Below are 23,012 nucleotides of genomic sequence, written 5' to 3' on the forward strand. Positions count from 1 at the left end.
CGGTAAGAAGCTCCTGTTCGCCCTTTGTTAGCGAAGCAGCTCCACTTCCGCCAACTGGGCCTGCGCGGCGAGGACCAGACGGTAGATCGCGTACGAACCGGGCGACTTGACCGTGAATGCCCTGGTCTGGCGGTTCCAGCTGAAGGATTCGCCCGACCTCTTGTCCAGGTCCGTCCACTTCTGTCCGTCCGTCGAGCCCTGCAGCACCCACCCCGACGGCGCCGATTCCGCCCCCGCCGACGTCAGCGTGTACTGCACCGCGCGGGTCTTCTCCGCGACCGGCAGCTCGACCGACGTCACCGCCGCCGACGTGGCCGAGGTGTTGTCGACCAGCGGGCCCGTGCCCGTCGTCGCGTCCGTGCGCGGCGACGGGGCCTTGCCGTCCGGGGTGATCGAGACCGGGGCCGCCTGCTTGCCCGTGCCCCAGGCCGAGGGCCTCGGGCCCATGTCGAACGTCAGCGTGCCGCCCCGGGCCAGCAGGTCGTGCGGGAGAGCGGTGGAGTTCCAGCGCTCGCCGTTGAGCTTCACGCCCTGGACGTAGATGTTCTTCGCGCTGTTGCGAGGAGCCTCGACCACCAGCTTCCGGCCGCTGTCCAGGCGGAGCGTCGCCTTGGTGAAGAGCGGCGAGCCGATCGCGTACTCCCCGCTGCCCATCACCAGCGGGTAGAAGCCCAGCGCAGAGAAGAGGTACCACGCCGACTGCTCGCCGTTGTCCTCGTCGCCGTGGTAGCCCTGCCCGATCTCGCTGCCGGTGTACAGGCGGGAGAGGACCTCGCGGACCTTCTCCTGCGTCTTCCACGGCTGTCCCGCCGCGTTGTACATGTACGGCACGTGATGCGCGACCTGGTTGGAGTGGCCGTACATGCCCATCCGGACGTCACGGGCCTCCGTCATCTCGTGGATGACGCTGCCGTACGAGCCCACGAACTCCGGGCTCGCCGTCTCCGGGGTGGAGAAGTACGTGTCGAGCTTCTTGCCGAGACCGCCGCGGCCGCCGTACAGCTGCGCAAGGCCCCGCGAGTCCTGCGGCGCCGTGAACGCGTAGCCCCAGCCGTTCGTCTCCGTGTAGTCGTAACCCCAGATCCTCGGGTCGTACTGGGACGACGGCACCCGCCAGTCGCCCTTCAGGTCACGGCCCTGGAAGAAGCCGGCCTTGCTGTCGAAGAGCGAGACATAGCTCTGCGCGCGGGAGAGGAAGTACGCCGCCTCCTCCTGGTACCGCTTCTTCCCGGTCTTCTTGTGGAGCGCCTGCGCCATCTTCGCGATGCCGTAGTCGTTGAGGTACCCCTCCAGGGACCAGGAGAGGCCCTCGTGCGTCTCGGTCGACGCGTAGCCGAGGAAGGGGGAGGTCTCCATCCCCTTCCGGCCCACGCCCCGGCTCGGCGGCACGACCGTGGCGTTCTTCAGCGCCGCCTCGTACGCCGCCTCCGCGTCGAAGTCCACGCCCTTCACGAACGCGTCGGCGAACGCCACGTCCGAGGACGTACCGGTCATCAGGTCGGCGTAGCCGGGGGAGGACCAGCGGGAGATCCATCCGCCGTCCTTGTACTGCTGCACGAAGCCGTCGACCAGCTCGCCCGCCTTGTTCGGGGTGAGGAAGGAGTAGGCCGGCCAGGTCGTGCGATAGGTGTCCCAGAATCCGTTGTTGACGTACACCTTCCCGTCTACGACCTTTGCCCCGGTATGGGTGGGAGTGTCCGGGCCCGTCATCGGGGAGAACGGGCTCGCGTACTTGTACGTCGCGCCCACCTTCTCGAAGCCCGAGTTCGGGTAGAGGTACAGCCGGTACAGGCTGGAGTAGAGCGTCGTCAGCTGGTCCTGGTTCGCACCCTCCACCTCGACCCGGCCGAGGATCCGGTCCCAGGCGTCCTGCGCCCGCTCCTTCACCCGCTCGAAGCGGCTGCCGTCCGGGAGCTCGTCCGCGAGGTTCGCCTTCGCCTGGTCGACCGAGATCAGCGAGGTCGCCAGCCGGAGGGTCACGACACGGTCCGTGCCCGCGTCGAAGCGGAAGTGGCCCTTCACGCCCTGCGCGGCGGAGCCGGTGACCGGCGCGTCGAAGACGCCGTACACGAACATCCGGGTGGCGCCGGTCGAAAGCCCGCTCTTGACGTCGGAGAAGCCGGTGAAGGAGCTCGTCGCCGGGTCGAGGGTAAGACCGCCCTGCTCGGTGACGTTGTCGAAGACCACGCTCGCGTCCTCACCCGGATAGGTGAAACGCATCATCGCCGCGTGGTCCGTCGGCGTCATCTCGGCCTTCAGGCCGTTCTCGAAGGTGACGCCGTACTCGTGCGGGCGGGCCGTCTCCTTCTCGTGGCGGAAGGCGAGCGCCCGCGCGGTGCGGTCGGTCGGCGGAGCGCCGGCCGCCGCCGACGGCATCAGCTGGAAGGTCTGCCGGTCACCCATCCACGGGCTCGGCTCATGGCTCGCCGCGAAGGCCTGCACGGTGGGCAGGTTGTCCGCGTTGTTGCCGCGCGCGTACTCGTACAGCCAGCTCTGGGAGGCCGCGTTGGTCACCGGCGTCCAGAAGTTGAAGCCGTTCGGGACGGCCGTCGCCGGGAAGGTGTTGCCGCGCGAGAACGAGCCGCTGGAGTTCGTGCCCCGGGTGGTCGAGGCGTAGTCCGAGAGCCGGGCGAGCCGCTTCTCGGGCGCCTTCGGCTTCAGGGCGATGTCGTCGATCCAGCCCTGGAACTTCGCCGGGCCCTTGGGGGAGTCGTACGCCACCAGGACCCGGTCCACGGTCTTCCCGGCCGCGACCGCGCCGATCCGCGCCGACACCTGGTTCCACTGGTTGACGTAGAGCCGCTTCGCCGCGCCCTGGCCCTGCGGGGAGAGCACGCCGCCGTGCGAGTCGGTGGCCCGCAGCTCGCTCAGATGGGTGCCGTCGGTGAAGGCGAGATCCACCGACACGTTGGTGGCGGGGTAGTTGAGATCCGTCTCGGGCATCGACGGGAAGATCCGGTACGACAGCTCGGTGTCCCGCTCGATCCGGGTGTCCACGTCGAAGATCCGGTTGTACGAGTACGCCCGGCCGTCCGGCTTGTGCGTACCGGCGTAGCGCAGCGCCCTCGTTCCGGTGAAGCCGGCGTTGGCCTTGGCCGTCGGCGATCCGCCGGGGCCGCGGTCGACATGGCTGCGCATCTCCTCGGGTACGGGGGCGGTGGCGTCCCCGTTCGAGAACTGGACGTCGGCCAGCTGGGTGAGACCCGCGCCGGCGTTCTTGGTGATCTCCAGCCGGTAGTGCGCGTACGCCGTGTCGTTGGCGAAGTCGAACGTCCGGGTCTCGAAGCGCTTGGCGAAGCTCTGGCCCGCCCGCGTGTCGAGGACCGTCCACTCCTTGCCGTCCGCCGAGCCCTTGAGGGTCCAGTCGCCCGGGTCGCGCTCGGCCGCGTCGTTGGCCGAAGTCAGGGCGTACGTGACCACCTTGACCGGCTCGTCGAGGTCGAACTCGATCCAGGCGGTCGGCTCGAAAACCAGCCATTTCGTGCCGGGCTGGAGGTCGACCAGGTTCTCCTTGGTCTCGCCCCCGCCGGCGTTCTCACCGCTGGCCCGGAGCGCCACCACCTTGTCGGTGACATTGCCCGGTATTCCACTGGCGAATCCGCCGTCGACCCCCGACGCCCGCTTGGCGCCGTCCGTTCCGACGTCGACCGAGTTACGCCAGGTGGGCTGAGTTTCGTCCGATTCGAAGGAGGTGGTGAACTCCCGGGAGGATGTATCCCTTTGGCCGGGAAGTGTCTGTGCCACCGAGGGCGCCGAGCTCAGTACCAGAGCCGTCGACGCAAGCAGCGCGGCGGCTCTGAAGCGGGGGTTCCGGGACCGTGATCGGGTGCGAATTCTGGGCTGCATGCCGTCTCGCCGCTCCTGCCACTGGATTTGGACAACGTTGTCAATCGAAAGGGGCAGGCTCCAGTAGGAGGCCAAGTGTCAGGTGGTGTCAAGGGTGTTGACGGCAAGTCGAGGGATGAAACGGCACTTATACGCCGTCATAATCCGTGAGGTCTCAACTCGGGAAAGACTGGCGCGCAAAGTCGCTTTCGATCTTGCTCAGGGCAAGGAAAGTGGACTATACCTGTCGGCGTCCGGACCGTCGTACCACTCACTCCACGGCACGACGCCTGTACGTGCACGACCCAAGCTGCATTCGAATGCGGTGGCGGGGCCCTTCGCCTGTGGCGAGCAGATAACGGGCGACCGGTACACCGCCTGAGTCCTGAATGAAGGCGAGGACTTGAGCATGGGATCCACCTCCGCGCACAACAACGAGGGCCTCGGCCGCCGCGGTCTGATCAAGCGCTCCGCCGCTCTCGGTCTGATCTCGGTGCCGACGATGAGCTTCCTCTCCGCCTGCGCCACCGGTGGCGGTGGCGGCGAGAAGGGCCCGACGAAGGCACCGGGCGGTGAGAAGACCGAGAAGAACCCGCTCGGCGTCAAGCAGGGCGCCGCGCTGGAGGCGTTCATCTTCAAGGGCGGTCTGGGCGACCAGTACGCCAAGGACGCGGAGGCCGACTTCAAGGCCACCTACGGCGCCGAGGTCAAGCACACCGGCACCCAGCAGGTCGGCCCGAAGCTGACCCCGCGCTTCGCGGGCGGCAACCCGCCGGACGTCATCGACAACTCCGGCGCCGACCACCTGGACATGAACAAGCTCTCCACCCAGGGCCAGCTCCAGGACCTGAACGTGCTCCTCGACGCGTCGTCCATGGACGACCCGGCGAAGAAGGTCCGGGACACCATCCACCCGAGCACCATCGAGAAGGGCAAGCACGGCGACAAGTTCGACGTGCTCTACTACGCCTTCACGATCTACGGCACCTGGTACTCGCAGAAGCTCCTGGAGTCCAAGGGCTGGGCGTACCCCAAGACCCTCGACGAGATGGTCACGCTCTGCGGGGAGATCAAGAAGACCGGCGTCGCCCCCTGGACGTACGCCGGAAAGTACCCGTACTACGTCCACTTCAACCTCTTCGCGCAGATCGCCAAGATCGGCGGCATGGAGAAGTGGATCGCGATCGACAACCTTGAGCCCAACGCGTGGACCAGCAACGACGCGGTCAAGGAGGTCGTCGAGCACTACGAGGAGCTGGCCGCCAAGAAGTACTTCCTCGAAGGCAGCCAGGGCCTGACCCACATCCAGTCCCAGACCGCCTGGAACAAGGGCAAGGCCGTCTTCATCCCGAACGGCTCCTGGGTCGAGAACGAGGCCGCCCCCACCACCCCGCCGGACTTCGGCATGGCGGTCGGCGCCCTCTTCGACGGCACCGGCGACAAGATGCCGCACGGCACCCTGCGCGCCGAGCCGAGCGAGCCCTACCTCGTTTCGGCCAAGGGTCAGAACCCGGTCGGCGGCATGGAGCTGCTGCGCATCATGCTCTCCAAGAAGCACGCGCAGAACTTCGCCACCAAGGTGAAGTCCCTGACCTGTGTCATGGACGCCACCGAGGGCATGACTCTCTCGCCCGGCCTCGCCTCCGCCAGCAAGGTCTTCAAGGAGGCCGGCACCAACCTGATCAGCCTTCAGCTGCAGGAGTGGTACCCGGCGCTCACCGACGAGAAGATCGGCGGTCTGACCGGCCAGCTGCTCACGGGTGAGCTGAAGGCTGCCGACTGGATCAAGAAGACCCAGGAGGAATGCGACAAGGTGGCCAAGGACAGCTCGGTCGCCAAGTTCAAGCGCACCGCCTGACCAGCTGGGACCGCCTGACGCGCTACCTCCGTAGCGCCCGTGTCAAAAGAGGGGAAGGGCCGGGGAGCACCATGCAACACGGCAAATACCGATTCATCGTGGGCTTCCTGGCCCTGCCTCTGATCATTTACGCCATCTTCGTGATCTCGCCGTTCGTCCAGGCGTTCCAGATCTCGATGACCGACTGGTCCGGCCTGGTGGGAACGGCGAAGTTCGTCGGCCTCGAGAACTTCCAGAAGCTCTGGGAGAGCGACGACTTCTGGAACGCGCTCCGCCACAACGTCTACATGCTGGCGCTGGTCCCGGTCGTCACGCTCGGCCTCGGCCTCTTCTTCGCCTTCATGCTGAATGTCGGCGGCAGGCGCAGGAAGAACGAAGTCGTCACCGGTGTGGCCGGTTCCAAGCTGTACAAGTTCGTCTTCTTCTTCCCGCAGGTCATCTCGATCACGATCATCGCGGTGATCTTCTTCAACATCTACAACCCGGACCCGCAGGACGGCATGCTCAACTCGCTGCTCGGCGCGGTGGGTCTGGACAGCCTGCAGAACTCCTGGCTGGGCGAGAAGAGCCTCGCGCTGTGGTGCATCAGCGCGGTCATGGTCTGGGGCCACGTCGGCTTCTACGTGGTGCTCTTCTCCGCGGCGATGGCCTCCATCCCGCGGGACATCTACGAGGCGGCGCTGCTCGACGGCGCCAGCCGCTTCCACACCTTCTTCAAGATCACCCTGCCGCTGCTCTGGGACACCGTCCAGACCGGCTGGGTGTACATGGGCATCATCGCGCTCGACGCCTTCGCCCTGGTCCAGATCATGTCGGTGAACATGGGCGGCCCGGACGGCGCCACGGACGTCATGCCGCTGAGGCTCTATCTGACGGCCTTCCGCGACAGCCAGTTCGGTTACGCCTCCGCCATGGGCATCGCGATGCTCATTGTCACGATGACCTTCGCAGTGCTCACGATGCGCTTCGCGCGGCGTGAGCGGATCGAGTACTAGGGGTACGGCGGATGACGACCGAAGAGATCGAGAAGGTGGCGAAGGACGAGACGCCCGCCACCGTCACCAGGAAGCTCGGCCCGACGGCCGGCCGCTCCTCCGAGGGCGGGATCCTCAACGTCTTCTCCCACGGCATCCTGATCGTCTGGGCGCTCATGGTCGGCGTGCCTCTGCTGTGGGTGCTGTGGAGCGCCTTCAAGGACAGCAACGGCATCCTCACCGACCCGTGGGGCCTGCCGACGGTCCTGCACTGGGAGAACTGGTCCAACGCGTGGAACGACGCGAACATGGGCCAGTACTTCGTCAACACCGTGATCGTGGTCGGCGGCTCGGTGATCGGCACGATGGTGCTCGGCTCCATGGCCGCGTACGTGCTGGCCCGCTTCACCTTCCCGGGGAACAGGTTCATCTACTACCTGTTCGTGGCCGGCATGTCCTTCCCGGTCTTCATGCTGGTGATCCCGCTCTTCTTCGTCCTGCGGGAGTTCCCGGGCAGCTCGCTCCTGGCGACGTACCACGGACTGATCCTGGTCTACATCGCCTACTCGCTGCCGTTCACCGTCTTCTTCATGACGGCCTTCTTCCGCACGCTGCCGACCTCGGTGGCGGAGGCGGCGATGATCGACGGCGCCTCACACACCCGGACGTTCTTCCAGGTGATGGTGCCGATGGCCAAGCCCGGCCTGATCAGCATCGGCATCTTCAACTTCCTGGGCCAGTGGAACCAGTACCTGCTGCCGATGGTGCTCAACCAGCAGGAGGACAAGTACGTCCTCACCCAGGGCCTGGCGATGATCGCGCTGCAGCAGGGGTACGAGAACGACTGGGGCGCGCTGATGGCCGGCATGATGATCGCCATGCTGCCCGTTCTGGTCGTGTACACGATCTTCCAGCGCCAGGTGCAGGCCGGTCTGACGGCGGGCGCGCTCAAGTAATCAGCCACATACTCCGTACCCGAGGCCCCGGTGGGACATCCCACCGGGGCCTCGGCTCATTCGAGCCCGTCTGCGCTCAGGTCTTGACGGGGGACAGCCCGAAAGAGTCAGCTTAGAGTTCACAAGTTGGAGAACAAGCTGGGGTCTCACAGTCGCGGCCCCGGCCGGGGCGGCGATCACGCCGTCCGTCGCAGGCGGGAGTGGATGAGTCGATGGAGACTCCGGGTTCGCAGACATCTCTGCACAGGGCCAACCTCGAGCGGGTGGTCCGTGCGGTACGCATGGCGGGCTCGCTCACCCAGGCGGAGATCGCCCGGGCGACCGGCCTGTCCGCCGCCACGGTCTCCAACATCGTGCGGGAGCTGAAGGACGGCGGCACCGTCGAGGTGACGCCCACCTCCGCGGGCGGCCGCCGGGCCCGCAGCGTCTCGCTCTCCGGGGACGCGGGCATCGTCATCGGCGTCGACTTCGGCCACACCCACCTCCGGGTCGCCGTGGGCAACCTGGCCCACCAGGTGCTCGCCGAGGAGTCCGAGCCGCTGGACGTGGACGCGTCCTCCGCCGAGGGCTTCGACCGGGCCGAGCGCCTGGTCATGCGGCTGATCGGGGCCACCGGCATCGGCCGCGACAAGGTCGTCGGCGTCGGCCTCGGCGTACCGGGACCGATCGACGTCTCGTCCGGCACGCTCGGCTCCACCTCGATCCTGCCGGGCTGGAGCGGCATCAACCCGGCCGACGAGCTGTCCGGCCGGCTCGGCGTGCCGGTGTACGTCGACAACGACGCCAACCTCGGCGCGCTCGGCGAGCTCGTCTGGGGCAGCGGCCGCGGGGTGAAGGACCTGGCCTACATCAAAGTGGCCAGCGGCGTCGGCGCCGGCCTCGTCATCGACGGGCGGGTCTACCGGGGGCCGGGCGGCACCGCGGGCGAGATCGGGCACATCACGCTCGACGAGTCCGGCCCGGTGTGCCGCTGCGGCAACCGGGGCTGCCTGGAGACCTTCACGGCCGCCCGGTACGTCCTGCCGCTGCTCCAGCCCGGCCACGGGCCCGATCTGACCATGGAGCGGGTCGTCCAGCTGGCCCGCGAGGGCGACCCCGGCTGCCGCCGGGTGATCGCCGACGTCGGCCGCCACATCGGCAGCGGCGTCGCCAACCTCTGCAACCTGCTGAACCCCAGCCGGGTCGTCCTCGGCGGCGACCTCGCGGAGGCCGGTGAGCTGGTCCTCGGGCCCATCCGGGACTCCGTCTCGCGGTACGCCATCCCCAGCGCCGCCCGGCAGTTGTCGCTGGCCCCCGGGGCGCTCGGCGGCCGCGCGGAGGTGCTCGGCGCGCTGGCGCTCGCACTGAGCGAAATGGGCGATTCGACCCTGCTGGAGAGCGCGCCGCCTGGCGCCCTCCAGGCCTCGGCTCCTGCCTTCACTTAGATAACGAATGGCACCGTTGCCATCTCGTTAAGGATTTACTTCTTGACGGTGACTCCTGGGCCGAGTTGACTTCCAGCCACCTCGGCCGCAACGTCGCGGCCTCGTCAGGGAGGCAACCCCAATGAACGCATTGACGCGTCGCGTCGTCATAGGCACGGCCGCGGTTTCCATGGCCCTCTCCGTCGCCGCGTGTGGCAAGGCGGGCGACAGCGACTCGGGCAACGGGAGCGGCGGCGACAGCAAGACCATCGGTCTGCTGCTGCCGGAGAACAAGACCACGCGCTACGAGACCTTCGACCGCCCCATCATGGAGGCGAAGATCAAGGCTCTCTGCTCGGACTGCGAGGTCAAGTACAACAACGCCGCGCAGGACACCGAGACGCAGAAGAAGCAGTTCGACGCGCTGGTCACGCAGGGCGTGAAGGTCATCATCCTGGACTCGGTCGACTACAAGGCCACCAAGTCCTGGGTCCAGCAGGCCGAGAAGAAGGGCGTCAAGGTCGTCGCGTACGACCGGCTGGCCGAGGGCCCCCTCTCCGCCTACGTCTCGTACGACAACGAGAAGATCGGCCGCCTGCAGGGCGAGGGCCTGGTGAAGGCGCTCGGCGACAAGGCCAAGGACGCCAACGTTGTCATGATCAACGGCTCGCCGACCGACCCGAACGCGCCGCTGTTCAAGAAGGGCGCCCACGGCGTCCTCGACTCGGCCGTCAAGAAGGTCGTATACGAGCAGGACATCCCGGACTGGTCCCCGGACGAGGCCAACAAGAAGATGGGTGCCGCCATCGACTCGCTGGGCAAGGACGGCTTCCAGGGCGTCTACTCGGCCAACGACGGCATGGCCGGCGGCATCATCACCGCCCTCTCCAAGCAGGGCATCAAGGTCCCGGTCGGCGGCCAGGACGCCGAGCTCGCCGGTCTGCAGCGGATCCTGAAGGACGAGCAGGCCTTCACGATCTACAAGCAGATCAAGCCGGAGGCCGAGACCACCGCCGAGATCGCGGTCCGCCTCCTCAAGGGCGAGAAGATCGACGACCTCGTTCCCACCAAGGTCACCAGCCTGACCGGTGAGTTCAAGGACATCCCGGCGAAGCTGTACGACGCCCAGGTCGTCACCAAGGGCGACATCGCCGGCACGATCATCAAGGACGGCGTCTACAAGGCGGCCGACATCTGCACCGCCGAGTACAAGGCGGCCTGCGAGGCGGCGGGCATCAAGTAACCCCCGCTGCCGGTACGGCCGTTCGGGCCCCAGAGGTCCCGGCGACCTCCTCCGAACGGCCCCCGGTCCGGTCCGGCGCCCCGCCCCGTTCAACGCCCCGCAAGCGGGGGCGGGGCGCCGGACTTCTCTCACAGCCCCTCTTGTGCTCTCTCGCACCACCATCCCCGCCGGTCAGGCGGCGAAGGAGATGATTCACGTGTCCGCTACGCCCGTGCTGGCGTTGCGCGGAGTCTCCAAGCGGTTCGGCGCCGTCCAGGTGCTCACCGACGTAGAACTGGAGATCCACGCCGGTGAGGTCGTCGCCCTGGTCGGCGACAACGGCGCCGGCAAGTCGACTCTCGTCAAGACGATCTCGGGTGTCCACCCGATCGACGAGGGCGTGATCGAGTGGGACGGCAGCCCCGTCCAGATCACCAAGCCCCACGACGCCCAGAACCTCGGGGTCGCCACCGTCTACCAGGACCTGGCGCTCTGCGACAACCTCGACGTCGTCGCCAACCTCTTCCTCGGCAGCGAGCTGAGCTCCGGCTCCGTCCTCGACGAGATCGCCATGGAGAAGCGAGCCAAGGAACTCCTGGACACCCTGTCCATCCGGATTCCTTCGGTCCGCATCCCCGTCGCGGCGCTCTCCGGTGGTCAGCGCCAGGTCGTGGCCATCGCCCGCGCTCTGATCGGCGACCCGAAGATCGTCATCCTGGACGAGCCCACCGCCGCCCTCGGCGTCGAGCAGACCGCACAGGTGCTCGACCTCGTGGAGCGGCTGCGCGAGCGCGGCCACGGAGTCATCCTCATCAGCCACAACATGGCCGACGTCCGCGCCGTCGCGGACAAGGTCGCGGTCCTCCGCCTGGGCCGCAACAACGGTGTCTTCGACGTCAAGGACACCACCCACGAGACGATCATCGCCGCCATCACCGGTGCCACGGACAACGCCGTGACCCGTCGGCAGGCCCGTACGGCCTCGGCCACGGCCACGAAGGAGGACGCGAAGTGAGCGACCTCGCCAAGACCCCCGAGACGCCCGAGAACACCGGGACCGCGGCGCCCGGGACCGCGGCGCCCGGGACCGCGGCGCCCGAGACCGCGGCGCCCGAGGCTGCCGTGCCGGCCCAGGCCGCCCCCGCCGAGGGATCCGCCGCCCCGATACCCGCCGTCGACCCGCGCCTGCTGGTCCGCGAGGAGGGCATCAAGGGCTACTGGACCGAGTTCACCCGCAAGATCCGCGGTGGCGAGCTCGGTTCCCTGCCCGTCGTGCTGGGCCTGATCGTCATCGCGATCGTCTTCCAGGTCCAGAACGGCAACTTCCTCTCCGCGAGCTCCGTCGCCAACATCGCGGTGTACTCGTCCGGACTCGGCATCATGGCCGTCGGCATCGTCTTCGTCCTCATCCTGGGCGAGATCGACCTGTCGATGGGCTCGGTGGCAGGCGTCGGCGCCGCCGTCTGGGCGGTGCTCAACGTCACCAACGGCATGAGCGACCTCCTGTCGGTCATGCTCGCCGTCGCCTCCGGTCTCCTCATCGGGCTGCTGCACGGCTTCTTCTTCGCCAAGATCGGCGTTCCGGCCTTCGTGGTCACCCTCGCCGGCTTCCTCGGCTGGAGCGGTCTGCAGATCTGGCTGATGGGCAAGGAGGGCTCGATCAACGCGCCCTCCGGTTCCATCGTGGAGAACCTCACGGCGTACTACTTCGAGGACAAGGTCGCCGCGTACGGTCTGGCCCTCGCCGCGGTCCTCGCCTACGCCGGCTCCCTGGTCCTGGACGCCAAGCGCCGTAAGGCCGCCGCCCTGCCGTCCCGGCCGGTCAGCGAGATCGTGCTGCGCACCGCCGTCGTCGCCGTCCTGTGCTTCGTCGTCGCCTACGTCCTGAACGAGCCCGAGGGCGCCCGCGGCCTGCCGCTCGCCCTGGTCCTCTTCCTGGCCGTCCTGGTGATCGCCGACTTCGTCGCCCGCCGCACCCTCTTCGGCCGCAAGGTCTTCGCGGTCGGCGGCAACGCCGAGGCGGCCCGCCGCGCCGGCATCAACGTCGACCGGATCCGGATCGTCGTCTTCGGCGTCTCCGGCATGCTCGCCGCCTTCGGCGGCCTCTTCGTGGCCAGCCTCTCCGGTGGCGCCACCAAGAGCCTGGGCAGCGGCAACACGCTGATGCTGGTCATCGCCGCCGCCGTCATCGGCGGTACGAGCCTCTTCGGCGGCCGCGGCAAGGTCTGGTCGGCACTCCTGGGAATGATCGTGATCCAGTCGATCCAGCAGGGCCTGAACATGATCGGCATGGCCAACGAGATCCAGTACATGATCACCGGCGCGGTGCTCCTCGCCGCCGTCGTCATCGACTCGATCTCGCGCCGTACGCAGAAGACCGCGGGCCGCGCCTAGCCCCCCGCGTTAGCCATCCCACAGTGTCCGGCGCCGCAGAACCGGTGCCGGGCACTGCTGCGTCTGGCCCTGTGGACCGCCCGTACGCTCAGCGGTGTGTCGGCCACACGGGTGACCCGCACCCCGCCGTCCGATGACCACGGTCGGGGGCGGAACATTAGACTCGACGAATCGGCAAGCTCGACCAGCTCAATGGCAAGGAGGCACGGGTGGCACTGCTGACCCGTATCAGGGGACCGCGTGATCTGGACCGGCTCTCCCCGGAACAGCTGGACCAGCTGGCCGAGGAGATCAGGACGTTTCTCGTGGACGCCGTCTCCAAGACCGGCGGTCACCTGGGGCCCAACCTTGGCGTGGTCGAGCTGACCATCGCCCTGCACCGCGTCTTCGACTCCCCGAAGGACAAGGTCCTCTTCGACACCGGCCACCAGAGCTACGTCCACAAGCTGCTCACCGGCCGCCAGGACTTCTCGAAGCTGAAGATGAAGGGCGGCCTGTCCGGCTACCCCTCGCAGGCCGAGTCCGAGCACGACATCATCGAGAACTCGCACGCCTCCACGGTCCTCGGCTGGGCCGACGGTCTGGCCAAGGCCAACGAGGTCCTGAAGAAGGACGACCACGTCGTCGCCGTCATCGGTGACGGAGCCCTCACGGGCGGCATGGCCTGGGAGGCGCTGAACAACATCGCCGCCGCCAAGGACCGCCCGCTGGTCATCGTCGTCAACGACAACGAGCGCTCCTACGCCCCCACGATCGGCGGCCTCGCCAACCACCTGGCCACGCTCCGTACCACCGACGGCTACGAGCGCTTCCTGGCCCGCGGCAAGGACATCCTGGAGCGCACCCCCGTCGTCGGGAAGCCGCTCTACGAGACCCTGCACGGCGCCAAGAAGGGCCTGAAGGACTTCATCGCCCCGCAGGGCATGTTCGAGGACCTCGGCCTGAAGTACGTCGGCCCCATCGACGGGCACGACATCGAGGCCCTGGAGTCCGCCCTGACGCGCGCCAAGCGCTTCGGCGGCCCGGTGATCGTCCACTGCCTCACCGAGAAGGGCCGCGGCTACCAGCCCGCCCTCCAGGACGAGGCCGACCGCTTCCACGCCGTCGGCAAGATCCACCCCGACACCGGCCTGCCGATCTCCTCCTCCGGCGCCGACTGGACCGGCGTCTTCGCCCAGGAGATGGTCGAGCTCGGCAAGGAGCGCGAGGACATCGTCGCGATCACCGCGGCCATGCTCCAGCCCGTCGGCCTCGACAAGTTCGCCAAGGCCTTCCCCGATCGGGTGTACGACGTCGGCATCGCCGAACAGCACGCCGCGGTCTCCGCGGCCGGCCTCGCCACCGGCGGCCTCCACCCGGTCTTCGCGGTCTACGCGACGTTCCTGAACCGCGCCTTCGACCAGGTCCTCATGGACGTGGCCCTGCACAAGTGCGGCGTCACGTTCGTCCTGGACCGGGCCGGCGTCACCGGCACCGACGGCGCCTCCCACAACGGCATGTGGGACATGTCGATCCTCCAGGTCGTGCCCGGTCTGCGGCTCGCCGCCCCGCGCGACGCCGACCAGGTCCGCGCCCAGCTGCGCGAGGCCGTCGAGGTCACCGACGCGCCGACCGTCGTCCGCTTCTCCAAGGGCGCCGTCGGCCCCGCCGTACCGGCCCTGCGCCGTATCGGGGGCGTGGACGTGCTCCGCGAGCCCGGCACGCCGACGCCCGACGTGCTCCTGGTCTCCGTCGGCGCGCTCGCGCCGATGTGCCTGGAGATCGCCGGCCTGCTCGACAAGCAGGGCATCTCCACCACCGTCGTCGACCCCCGCTGGGTCAAGCCGGTCGACGAGGCGCTCGCACCGCTCGCCGAGCAGCACCGGGTCGTCGTCACCGTCGAGGACAACAGCCGCGTCGGCGGCGTCGGCTCGGCCGTCGCCCAGGCCCTGCGCGACGCCGGGGTGGATGTTCCGCTGCGCGACTTCGGCATCCCGCCGCGCTTCCTCGACCACGCCTCGCGCGCCGAGGTGATGGCCGAGATCGGGCTGACCGCCCCGGACATCGCCCGCCAGGTCACCGGCCTCGTCTCCCGCCTCGACGGCAAGTACGAGGACAGCGACCGCGCCGTGGAGCCCGCCCGCGACTGACCTCCGGTCACCCGGCGTCACCATTGGGCCGGTCGGACCACCCCACGGGGTGACCGACCGGCCCTTTCGTGTGAAACGCGCATCCTCGACGCGCGCCACTCCTTCGGGGTCTCGATCATGGGTGTCGGGACCGACGGCACGGAGGTACGACGGTGAGTACGGACCAGCAGCCACCACGAGCGAGCACCGGGATGTTCCGGACGAAAACGGTCGAGCAATCGATCCGTGACACCGAGGAGCCGGAGCACGCGCTCAAGAAATCCCTCTCCGCGTGGGACCTGACGGTCTTCGGCGTCGGCGTCATCATCGGCACCGGCATCTTCGTCCTCACCGGCAAGGTGGCGAAGGAGAACGCCGGGCCCGCCACGGCGCTGGCCTTCGTCGCCGCCGGCATCGTCTGCGCGCTCGCGGCCCTCTGCTACGCCGAGTTCGCCTCCACGGTCCCGGTCGCCGGATCCGCGTACACCTTCGCGTACGCCTCCATCGGCGAACTGCCCGCCTGGATCATCGGCTGGGACCTTGTCCTGGAGTTCGCGCTCGGCACGGCGGTGGTCGCGGTCGGCTGGTCCGGCTACGTCCGCTCGCTGATGGACAACATCGACTGGCATCTACCAGCGGCTCTGGAAGGCCCCGACGCACCCGGCGGGACCTTCGACATCCTGGCCTTCATCCTGGTCCTGGTGCTGACGGTGATCCTCGTCCTCGGCATGAAGCTCTCCGCCCGGATCACCGCCCTCGTCGTCGCCATCAAGGTGACCGTGGTCATGATCGTGATCGTCGCGGGTCTGTTCTTCATCGTCGGCGACAACTACGACCCGTTCATCCCCGACGCGGTCACCCCGGAGGGCGGCGGCTCCGCCTGGGACGCCCCACTGGTCCAGACGATCTTCGGCTACGAGCCCACCAACTTCGGCGTCATGGGCATCTTCACCGCCGCCTCCGTCGTGTTCTTCGCCTTCATCGGCTTCGACGTGGTCGCCACCGCCGCCGAGGAGACCAAGCTCCCGCAGCGCGACATGCCCCGCGGCATCCTCGGCTCGCTGTTGATCTGCACGGTGCTCTACGTCGCCGTCGCCCTGGTCGTCACCGGTATGCAGCACTACAGCGAACTCTCCGTCAGCGCCCCGCTCGCCGACGCCTTCAAGGCCGCCGGACACCCCTTCTACGCCGGCGTGATCAGCTTCGGCGCCGCCGTCGGCCTCACGACCGTCTGCCTGATCCTGCTGCTCGGCCAGACCCGGGTGTTCTTCGCGATGAGCCGCGACGGGCTGCTGCCGCGGTTCTTCTCCATCACCCACCCGCGCTTCCGGACGCCGTACCGGCCGACGATCCTGCTCGGCGTCATCATCGCCATCGTCGCGGGCTTCACCAGCATCAACGAGCTCGCGACGCTGGTGAACATCGGCACGCTGTTCGCCTTCGTCATGGTCGCCGTCGGCGTGATGGTGCTCCGCCGTACCCGCCCCGACCTGCACCGCGCCTTCCGCACCCCGTGGGTGCCGGTGCTCCCGATCCTGTCCATCGCCGCGTCGTTCTGGCTGATGCTCAACCTGCCGGGCGAGACCTGGTTCCGGTTCGCCGTCTGGATGGCGATCGGCATCGTCGTGTACTTCCTCTACGGCCGCTCCCACAGCCGCCTCGGCAAGGCCGGCCCCGACGCGCTGTACTAGGGGCTCTGTACCAAGGGGTCTGTGCCAAGGGTCCGCACTAAGGGATCTCCCGCACCGCACGCGGACCCACGCACCGGGCCCCGTGCTCGCCCACCCGCCGCCGCAGTTCCCGGTCGGCCGTGACCACCAGGCACGGCCGGTCGGCCGCGTTCCGGGCCAGGGCCACGATGAGGTCGTCGCCGCTGCCGGGCGCCTCCTCGACCCGTACGCCGGGCACGGACTCCACGCCGCGGGCCCGGCCCTCCACGACCAGCACCACCTCGAAGGGCCCGCCCTCCGGAACGCCGCCGGCCGCGAGCCGGTCGCGCAGCCGCTCGGCGGCCGCGCGCCGGTCCCGCCACCAGCCGTCGGGAACGGACCCCACGACATTGGCGCCGTCGACGATCAGCAGAGGCGGCGTCAGCTCTTCCCCGTCCATGCGGACAGGATGTCAGCCGCCGGTCGCGGGCGACTTCTTGGCCGCCGCCGGGATGCTGGTGTCCTCGCGGATCGCCTTCCACAGCCGGGAGGCGTTGGGCTCGTACGCCACCACCCGGTTCGGGTCCTTCTTGTCGTAGGCGACCGGCAGCATGATCGTCTCCATGCTGCTCGGGTCGACCCCGTTCAGGGAGCGGGCGAACTCGCTGAGCGCGGTGAGCGAGGCGAGCCCCGAGTCGGTGGTCAGTGCCTTGGTCGCCGAATCGGCGACCTTGTACGTCTTGGTGGGGCTGCCCAGCAGGTCCTGCTTGCGCACCTCGGTGAGCAGCGCGGTGAGGAACTTCTGCTGGTTGCCGATGCGGCCGAGGTCGCTGCCGTCGCCGACGCCGTACCGGGTCCGTACGAAGGCCAGGGACTGGGTGCCGTCGAGCCGCTGCGGGCCCGCCGCCAGGTTCAGTCCGGCCGAGCCGTCCTTGATGGGCTCCTCGAGGTCGACCGTGACGCCGCCGATGGCGTCCACCAGGTCCTTGAAGCCCGCGAAGTCGATCTCCAGGTAGTGGTCGAGGCGCACGCCGCTCATCTTCTCGACCGTCTTCATCACACAGACCGGTCCGTACTGCGCGAACACGGAGTTGAACATCACGCGCTGTGCGCCGGGCGCGGTGCCGCCGTCGGACTTCTGGCACTCGGGCCGGAAGACGAGCGTGTCGCGGGGGATGCTGATGGCGACCGCCTGGGTGCGGCCCTCCGGGATGTGGACCACCAGGGCGGTGTCCGAGCGGGCCCCGCTCACCTTGCCGCCGTCCAGCTCGGCGTTGGCTCCGGCACGCGAGTCGGAGCCGAGCACCAGCAGGTTCTGGCCGGCGGTGGGGAGCTTCTGCGGGCGGTCGTCGCCGAGTGCCTTGTCGACGTCCACGGCCTTGATGTTGCTGTCGAGGCTGCTGTACATCCAGTACGTGGTGCCGCCCGCGGCGAGCAGGAGCACGAGCAGCGTCAGCAGGATGATCCGGCCCGTCCTGCGCTTGCGCTTCGGCGCCTTGCGGGAACGTCCGGCGGGGGCCCCGCCGTCGGGTCCGGTGTCAGGCGTACGTATGTCCTGGCTCATCGCGCGTGCATCCTCGAATTCTGGCAACCCGCTGCGGGGTACGGCGACTCGGCACCCCCCCCGGGGCAGCAGGATCCGCTCAGCTCCTGTGGAGCGTGCAGTATAGGCGGCCGTGTGCACATCCGTTCGCCCTTTGTTCGAGGAACAGTCACACAACCGCCACAGGTGATGCGACGGTCATTCGGTCGGAACGGGGGAGTCGCGGGTGCCACGGAGAGCTGGACCGGCCGGGCCCGACTCCACGCCCGGCCGCGGAGCCCCGGACGTCCGGCGGGCGGACCGCGCCGCCGCAGGTCAGTGGCGCTCGGCCGGCAGTCCGTACGGCAGTTCGAGACCGGCTCGCCGCGCAACCGGCGGTTCCACGCCGGACAGCTGCCCGGCGCGACGGCGGCGTACCCCACGGCGGCGTCAGGCACTCCCGGCACCCACTAAAGTCGACGAACAGCAGTCCGAGCGGACCTGCACATTCCACTGCTGACCTGTCGACCGGAGCGCTGGACCCCATGGCATATCGATCCGAGGACCCGACCCACCGTACTCAGGGGCCGTTCACCGTCCCCACGCTGCGCGGGGGCTGGCTCACCCGTGGCGCGGAGGGCCGCTTCAGCGCCTACCTGATGCGCGACGGCGAGGTGCTGCGCTGGACCGAGGGCACCGACGGACGGTGGAGCGGCCCGGTCTCCCTCGGTGGCGGCGGACTCCAGCCGATCCTGGCGGTCGGACAGGGCGCCGACCGTTACGTCCACCTCGTCGGGCTGCGCCCGGTGGAAGGTGAGGAGGACCACGTCGAGCTGATGCACAGCACCCAGTTCCAGACGGGCCGCCCCAACGTGGAGTGGCGCTCCATCCAGCACTCCAACGGCAAGAGCTTCAAGTGGACCGGCAACCCGAGCGTCACGGTCGACTCCGAGGGACGCGCATACGTCTTCACCAAGAACGGCGGCGGCGGGCTGAGCGTACGGGCCCAGAAGTCGGGCGGCGGCTGGCACCCCTGGTGGGACCTGAAGGGCGGCGGCACCGACCCCTCGCCGGTCGCGGTCACCAACGGCGCCGGCCTCGTCGAGCTGTACACGGCCACCGCCAAGGGCTTGGTGCGCTACGTCCAGGAGGAGCCCGGCGGCAAGCCCGTCCGGCAGGACGTGGTGCCCGCGGCGGTCACCCTCGGCAGCCTGGCCGCCGTCACCGGGCCCTCGGGCCACGCCACGCTCTTCTACCTCGACAAGGAAGGGCGCGTCTGCGTCTGGTCCCCGGACCGCTCACCGGAGACGACGCCGTTCGTCGAGGCCGTCGGAACGGGCCCGCTCGCCGCGACGCGGTGCCGGATCGACGGCTTCGAGTGCACCGTCCTCGCCCAGCAGTCCGCCGACGGACGCCTCGCCCTGGCCGCGTACCCCGCCGAGCAGGAGACCGCGGGAGCCAAGTGGACCGAGACGGGCGCGCCGCAGGGCACCGTCGCCACCACCCTCACGCAGGGTCTGGACGGCGGTCTGGTGGCCATGACGGTGGCCGGCGGACCCACCGGACCCGTCCTGCTCACCATGCGCCAGCAGGCCGACGCCGACGGCTTCCAGCTGGGCGGCTGGCACACGGTGGCCTGAGCGCCGCACGGCGCGGTACGCGGAACGGCCCCGGCACCTTTCCCAGGTGCCGGGGCCGTTCCGCGTGCTCTTCAGGCGTTACGCCGGGACGCTCGCCACGCCCTGCGCGAGGAACGGCTTGCCGTTCACCCGCTGGGAGACGCCCTCACGGTCCAGGTACGGCGTGATGCCGCCCAGGTGGAAGGGCCAGCCGGCGCCCGTGATCAGGCAGAGGTCGATGTCCTGCGCCTCGGCGACGACACCCTCCTCCAGCATCAGGCCGATCTCCTGCGCCACCGCGTCCAGGACGCGGTCGCGGACCTGCTCCTCGGTCAGGACGACATCGCCCTGCTTGAGGAGGGCGGCGACCTCGGGGTCCAGCTCCGGCTTCCCGGAGTCGTAGACGTAGAAGCCGCGCTTGCCGGCCTCGACGACCGCCTTCAGGTTGGGGGAGACGGTGAAGCGCTCCGGGAAGGAGCGGTTCAGGGTCTCGGAGACGTGCAGACCGATGGCCGGGCCGACGAGCTCCAGGAGGACCAGCGGCGACATCGGCAGACCGAGCGGCTCGATGGCCTTCTCCGCCGTGACGACCGGGGTGCCCTCGTCGATGACGTTCTGGATCTCGCCCATGAAGCGGGTCAGGATGCGGTTCACGACGAACGCCGGGGCGTCCTTGGTGAGGACCGCGGACTTCTTCAGCTTCTTCGCGACACCGAACGCGGTGGCGAGGGAGGCGTCGTCCGTCTGCTCGCCGCGCACGATCTCCAGGAGCGGGAGGATCGCGACCGGGTTGAAGAAGTGGAAGCCGACCACGCGCTCCGGGTGCTGGAGCTTGGAGGCCATCTCGCTGACGGAGAGCGAGGAGGTGTTGGTGGCGAGGATCGCGTGCGCCGGGGCGACCGCCTCGACCTCCGCGAACACCTTCTGCTTGACCGTCATCTCCTCGAACACGGCCTCGATGATGAAGTCCGCGTCCGCGAAGCCCTCGGCCTTGTCCAGGACGCCGGTCACCAGGGCGGTCAGGCGGTTGGCCTTGTCCTGGTTGATGCGACCCTTGCCGAGCAGCTTCTGGATCTCTGCGTGGACGTAGCCCACACCCTTGTCCACGCGCTCCTGGTCGATGTCGGTGAGGACCACCGGCACCTCCAGGCGGCGCAGGAAGAGCAGCGCCAGCTGCGAGGCCATCAGACCGGCGCCGACGACACCGACCTTGGTGACCGGGCGGGCCAGCGACTTGTCCGGGGCACCGGCCGGCCGCTTGGCGCGCTTCTGCACCAGGTTGAAGGCGTAGATGCCGGAGCGCAGCTCGCCGCCCATGATCAGGTCGGCGAGCGCGGTGTCCTCGGCGTCGAAACCGGCCTGGAGGTCGCCGTCCTTGGAGGCGGCGATGATGTCCAGGGCGCGGTACGCGGCCGGGGCGGCGCCGTGCACCTTGGAGTCGGCGATGAACCGGCCCTTGGCGACGGCCTGGTCCCAGCCCTCACCACGGTCGATCTCGGGCCGCTCGACGGCGACGGAGCCGTTGAGGACGGAGGCCGTCCAGATCAGCGACTGCTCCAGGAAGTCCGCGCCCTCGAAGATCGCGTCGGCGATGCCGAGCTCGAAGACCTGCTTGCCCTTGAGCTGACGGTTCTGGTTGAGCGAGTTCTCGATGATGACCGAGACGGCCTTCTCCGCACCGATCAGGTTCGGCAGGATCGTGCAGCCGCCCCAGCCGGGGACGAGACCGAGGAAGACCTCGGGGAGCGAGAAGGCCGGCAGGGCCTTCGAGACGGTGCGGTAGGTGCAGTGCAGACCGACCTCGACACCGCCGCCCATCGCCGCACCGTTGTAGTACGCGAAGGTCGGCACGGCCAGCGCGGACAGACGCTTGAAGACGTCGTGGCCGCCCTTGCCGATGGCGAGCGCGTCCTCGTGGCGCTTCAGCAGCTCGACACCCTTGAGGTCGGCGCCGACGGCGAAGATGAACGGCTTACCGGTGACACCGACGCCGACGATGGAGCCCTCGGCGGCCTCCTTCTCGACCTGGTCGATGGCGAGGTTGAGGTTCGCCAGGGACTGCGGCCCGAAGGTGGTCGGCTTGGTGTGGTCGAAGCCGTTGTCCAGCGTGATCAGCGCGAACCGGCCGCCCGCGGCGGAGCCGCTATCGGACCCCGTGGCCGGGAGTTCGAAGTGCCGTACGTGGGCGCTGGTGACGACCTCGTCCGGGAAGAGCTCGGCGGCGCCCTTCAGAAGCTCGGCGGTGGTGCTCACTTGCCCTCCCAGTGGGGGTTTTCCCAGATGACCGTCGCGCCCATGCCGAAGCCGACGCACATGGTGTTGAGGCCGTAACGGACCTGCGGGTTCTCCTCGAACTGGCGGGCCAGCTGCGTCATCAGACGGACGCCGGAGGAGGCGAGCGGGTGACCGTAGGCGATCGCGCCGCCGTACTGGTTGACGCGGGCGTCGTCGTCGGCGATGCCGTAGTGCTCGAGGAAGGCCAGCACCTGAACGGCGAAGGCCTCGTTGATCTCGAAGAGGTCGATGTCCTCGATGGACAGACCCGCCTGGGCGAGCGCCTTCTCGGTGGCCGGGATCGGGCCGTAGCCCATGACCTCGGGCTCGACGCCCGCGAAGGCGTACGAGACGAGGCGCATCTTCACCGGGAGGTCGTGCTCGCGGGCGAAGTCCTCGGAGGCGATGATCGAGGCGGTGGCGCCGTCGTTGAGACCGGCCGCGTTACCGGCGGTGACGTTGCCGTGGACGCGGAACGGCGTCTTCAGGCCGGCCAGCGACTCCATCGTCGTACCCGGGCGCATCGGCTCGTCGGCGGTGACCAGGCCCCAGCCGGTCTCGCCGGCCTCGGCGTTGGTACGGCGCACCGAGATCGGCACCAGGTCCGCCTGGATCTTGCCGTCGGCGTACGCCTTGGCGGCCTTCTCCTGCGAGCGCACGGCGTACTCGTCGGCGCGCTGCTTGGTGATGCTCGGGTAGCGGTCGTGCAGGTTCTCGGCGGTCATGCCCATGAAGAGGGCGGACTCGTCGACGAGCTTCTCGCTCACGAACCGCGGGTTCGGGTCGACGCCCTCGCCCATGGGGTGACGGCCCATGTGCTCGACACCGCCGGCGATGACGGCGTCGTAGGCGCCGAAGGCGATGGAGCCGGCGACCGAGGTGACGGCGGTGAGGGCACCGGCGCACATGCGGTCGATGGAGTAGCCCGGGACGGACTGCGGCAGGCCGGCGAGGATGCCGGCGGTACGGCCGAGGGTCAGACCCTGGTCACCGATCTGCGTGGTCGCGGCGATGGCGACCTCGTCGATCTTCGCGGGGTCGAGGCCGGGGTTGCGGCGCAGCAGCTCCCGGATGGCCTTCACGACGAGATCGTCGGCGCGGGTCTCGTGGTAGATGCCCTTCGGGCCCGCCTTGCCGAACGGGGTGCGGACGCCGTCGACGAAGACGACGTCCCTGACGGTACGAGGCACGATGGCTCTCCTCCAGGG

At 68.9% G+C, this 23,012-nt stretch carries 15 protein-coding genes; 10 read left to right on the forward strand and 5 right to left on the reverse strand.

The features are described 5' to 3' along the window. Positions 1-27 precede the first annotated feature (27 nt). The gene (locus Q5762_RS17560) at positions 28-3,846 is read right to left on the reverse strand and encodes a GH92 family glycosyl hydrolase (RefSeq protein ID WP_315893068.1); all 3,819 of its coding nucleotides are present in this window, start codon (positions 3,844-3,846) and stop codon (positions 28-30) included. A 388-nt stretch (positions 3,847-4,234) separates the two neighbouring features. Between Q5762_RS17560 and ngcE the strand changes: the two genes are divergently transcribed. From ngcE to Q5762_RS17605, 9 genes are all read left to right on the forward strand, one after another. After that, positions 4,235-5,683, forward strand: coding sequence for an N-acetylglucosamine/diacetylchitobiose ABC transporter substrate-binding protein (gene ngcE, locus Q5762_RS17565; RefSeq protein ID WP_315893069.1), 1,449 nt, complete (start codon positions 4,235-4,237; stop codon positions 5,681-5,683). A 71-nt stretch (positions 5,684-5,754) separates the two neighbouring features. Next, the gene (locus tag Q5762_RS17570; protein ID WP_315893070.1) at positions 5,755-6,678 is read left to right on the forward strand and encodes a sugar ABC transporter permease; all 924 of its coding nucleotides are present in this window, start codon (positions 5,755-5,757) and stop codon (positions 6,676-6,678) included. 11 nt (positions 6,679-6,689) lie between these two features. Beyond that, the gene (locus Q5762_RS17575) at positions 6,690-7,613 is read left to right on the forward strand and encodes a carbohydrate ABC transporter permease (RefSeq protein WP_315893071.1); all 924 of its coding nucleotides are present in this window, start codon (positions 6,690-6,692) and stop codon (positions 7,611-7,613) included. A gap of 212 nt (positions 7,614-7,825) precedes the next feature. Further along, positions 7,826-9,037: an ROK family transcriptional regulator gene (locus Q5762_RS17580; RefSeq protein WP_315893072.1), complete on the forward strand. Its 1,212-nt coding sequence runs from the start codon at positions 7,826-7,828 to the stop codon at positions 9,035-9,037. Positions 9,038-9,158: 121 nt separating this feature from the next. After that, the gene (locus tag Q5762_RS17585; protein WP_315893073.1) at positions 9,159-10,259 is read left to right on the forward strand and encodes a substrate-binding domain-containing protein; all 1,101 of its coding nucleotides are present in this window, start codon (positions 9,159-9,161) and stop codon (positions 10,257-10,259) included. A gap of 187 nt (positions 10,260-10,446) precedes the next feature. Further along, a complete protein-coding gene (locus Q5762_RS17590; RefSeq protein WP_315893074.1) occupies positions 10,447-11,253 on the forward strand; it encodes an ATP-binding cassette domain-containing protein in 807 nt (268 codons plus the stop codon). Beyond that, on the forward strand, positions 11,250-12,632 hold the full coding sequence (locus tag Q5762_RS17595) for a sugar ABC transporter permease (RefSeq protein WP_399495189.1): 1,383 nt from the start codon (positions 11,250-11,252) through the stop codon (positions 12,630-12,632). Before Q5762_RS17590 ends, Q5762_RS17595 begins: the two co-directional genes overlap by 4 nt. 209 nt (positions 12,633-12,841) lie before the next feature. Continuing rightward, positions 12,842-14,761, forward strand: coding sequence for a 1-deoxy-D-xylulose-5-phosphate synthase (gene dxs / locus Q5762_RS17600; RefSeq protein ID WP_315893075.1), 1,920 nt, complete (start codon positions 12,842-12,844; stop codon positions 14,759-14,761). 191 nt (positions 14,762-14,952) lie between these two features. Next, positions 14,953-16,431: an amino acid permease gene (locus tag Q5762_RS17605; RefSeq protein ID WP_399495192.1), complete on the forward strand. Its 1,479-nt coding sequence runs from the start codon at positions 14,953-14,955 to the stop codon at positions 16,429-16,431. 37 nt (positions 16,432-16,468) lie between these two features. On the opposite strand, the gene Q5762_RS17610 is transcribed toward Q5762_RS17605, so the two are convergent. Continuing rightward, positions 16,469-16,849, reverse strand: coding sequence for an NTP pyrophosphohydrolase (locus Q5762_RS17610; protein WP_315893077.1), 381 nt, complete (start codon positions 16,847-16,849; stop codon positions 16,469-16,471). Between the two features lie 12 nt (positions 16,850-16,861). After that, complete coding sequence (locus Q5762_RS17615; RefSeq protein WP_315893078.1) at positions 16,862-17,953, reverse strand: LCP family protein; 1,092 nt, start codon at positions 17,951-17,953, stop codon at positions 16,862-16,864. A 503-nt stretch (positions 17,954-18,456) separates the two neighbouring features. Between Q5762_RS17615 and Q5762_RS17620 the strand changes: the two genes are divergently transcribed. Beyond that, entirely contained in the window at positions 18,457-19,551 is a 1,095-nt protein-coding gene (locus Q5762_RS17620) for a hypothetical protein (protein ID WP_315893079.1), read from the forward strand. A 78-nt stretch (positions 19,552-19,629) separates the two neighbouring features. Here the strand turns inward: Q5762_RS17620 and Q5762_RS17625 are convergent, their stop codons facing one another. Next, the gene (locus Q5762_RS17625; protein ID WP_315893080.1) at positions 19,630-21,783 is read right to left on the reverse strand and encodes a 3-hydroxyacyl-CoA dehydrogenase NAD-binding domain-containing protein; all 2,154 of its coding nucleotides are present in this window, start codon (positions 21,781-21,783) and stop codon (positions 19,630-19,632) included. Further along, positions 21,780-22,994, reverse strand: a complete 1,215-nt coding sequence (locus Q5762_RS17630) for an acetyl-CoA C-acyltransferase (protein WP_315893081.1) — start codon at positions 22,992-22,994, stop codon at positions 21,780-21,782. Before Q5762_RS17630 ends, Q5762_RS17625 begins: the two co-directional genes overlap by 4 nt. Positions 22,995-23,012 lie beyond the last annotated feature (18 nt).

Origin of the sequence: Streptomyces sp. P9(2023), assembly GCF_032436795.1 — a bacterium.
GTDB lineage: Bacteria > Actinomycetota > Actinomycetes > Streptomycetales > Streptomycetaceae > Streptomyces.

Bases quoted from the DNA above. Each gene is read 5' to 3' on its own strand.
- Q5762_RS17570 (WP_315893070.1), top strand. From the start codon at position 5,755: ATGCAACACGGCAAATACCGATTCATCGTGGGCTTCCTGGCCCTGCCT.
- Q5762_RS17575 (WP_315893071.1), top strand. From the start codon at position 6,690: ATGACGACCGAAGAGATCGAGAAGGTGGCGAAGGACGAGACGCCCGCC.
- Q5762_RS17605 (WP_399495192.1), top strand. From the start codon at position 14,953: ATGTTCCGGACGAAAACGGTCGAGCAATCGATCCGTGACACCGAGGAG.
- Q5762_RS17585 (WP_315893073.1), top strand. From the start codon at position 9,159: ATGAACGCATTGACGCGTCGCGTCGTCATAGGCACGGCCGCGGTTTCC.
- Q5762_RS17620 (WP_315893079.1), top strand. From the start codon at position 18,457: ATGGCATATCGATCCGAGGACCCGACCCACCGTACTCAGGGGCCGTTC.
- Q5762_RS17615 (WP_315893078.1), bottom strand. From the start codon at position 17,953: ATGAGCCAGGACATACGTACGCCTGACACCGGACCCGACGGCGGGGCC.
- ngcE (WP_315893069.1), top strand. From the start codon at position 4,235: ATGGGATCCACCTCCGCGCACAACAACGAGGGCCTCGGCCGCCGCGGT.
- Q5762_RS17590 (WP_315893074.1), top strand. From the start codon at position 10,447: ATGATTCACGTGTCCGCTACGCCCGTGCTGGCGTTGCGCGGAGTCTCC.
- Q5762_RS17580 (WP_315893072.1), top strand. From the start codon at position 7,826: ATGGAGACTCCGGGTTCGCAGACATCTCTGCACAGGGCCAACCTCGAG.
- Q5762_RS17560 (WP_315893068.1), bottom strand. From the start codon at position 3,846: ATGCAGCCCAGAATTCGCACCCGATCACGGTCCCGGAACCCCCGCTTC.
- Q5762_RS17610 (WP_315893077.1), bottom strand. From the start codon at position 16,849: ATGGACGGGGAAGAGCTGACGCCGCCTCTGCTGATCGTCGACGGCGCC.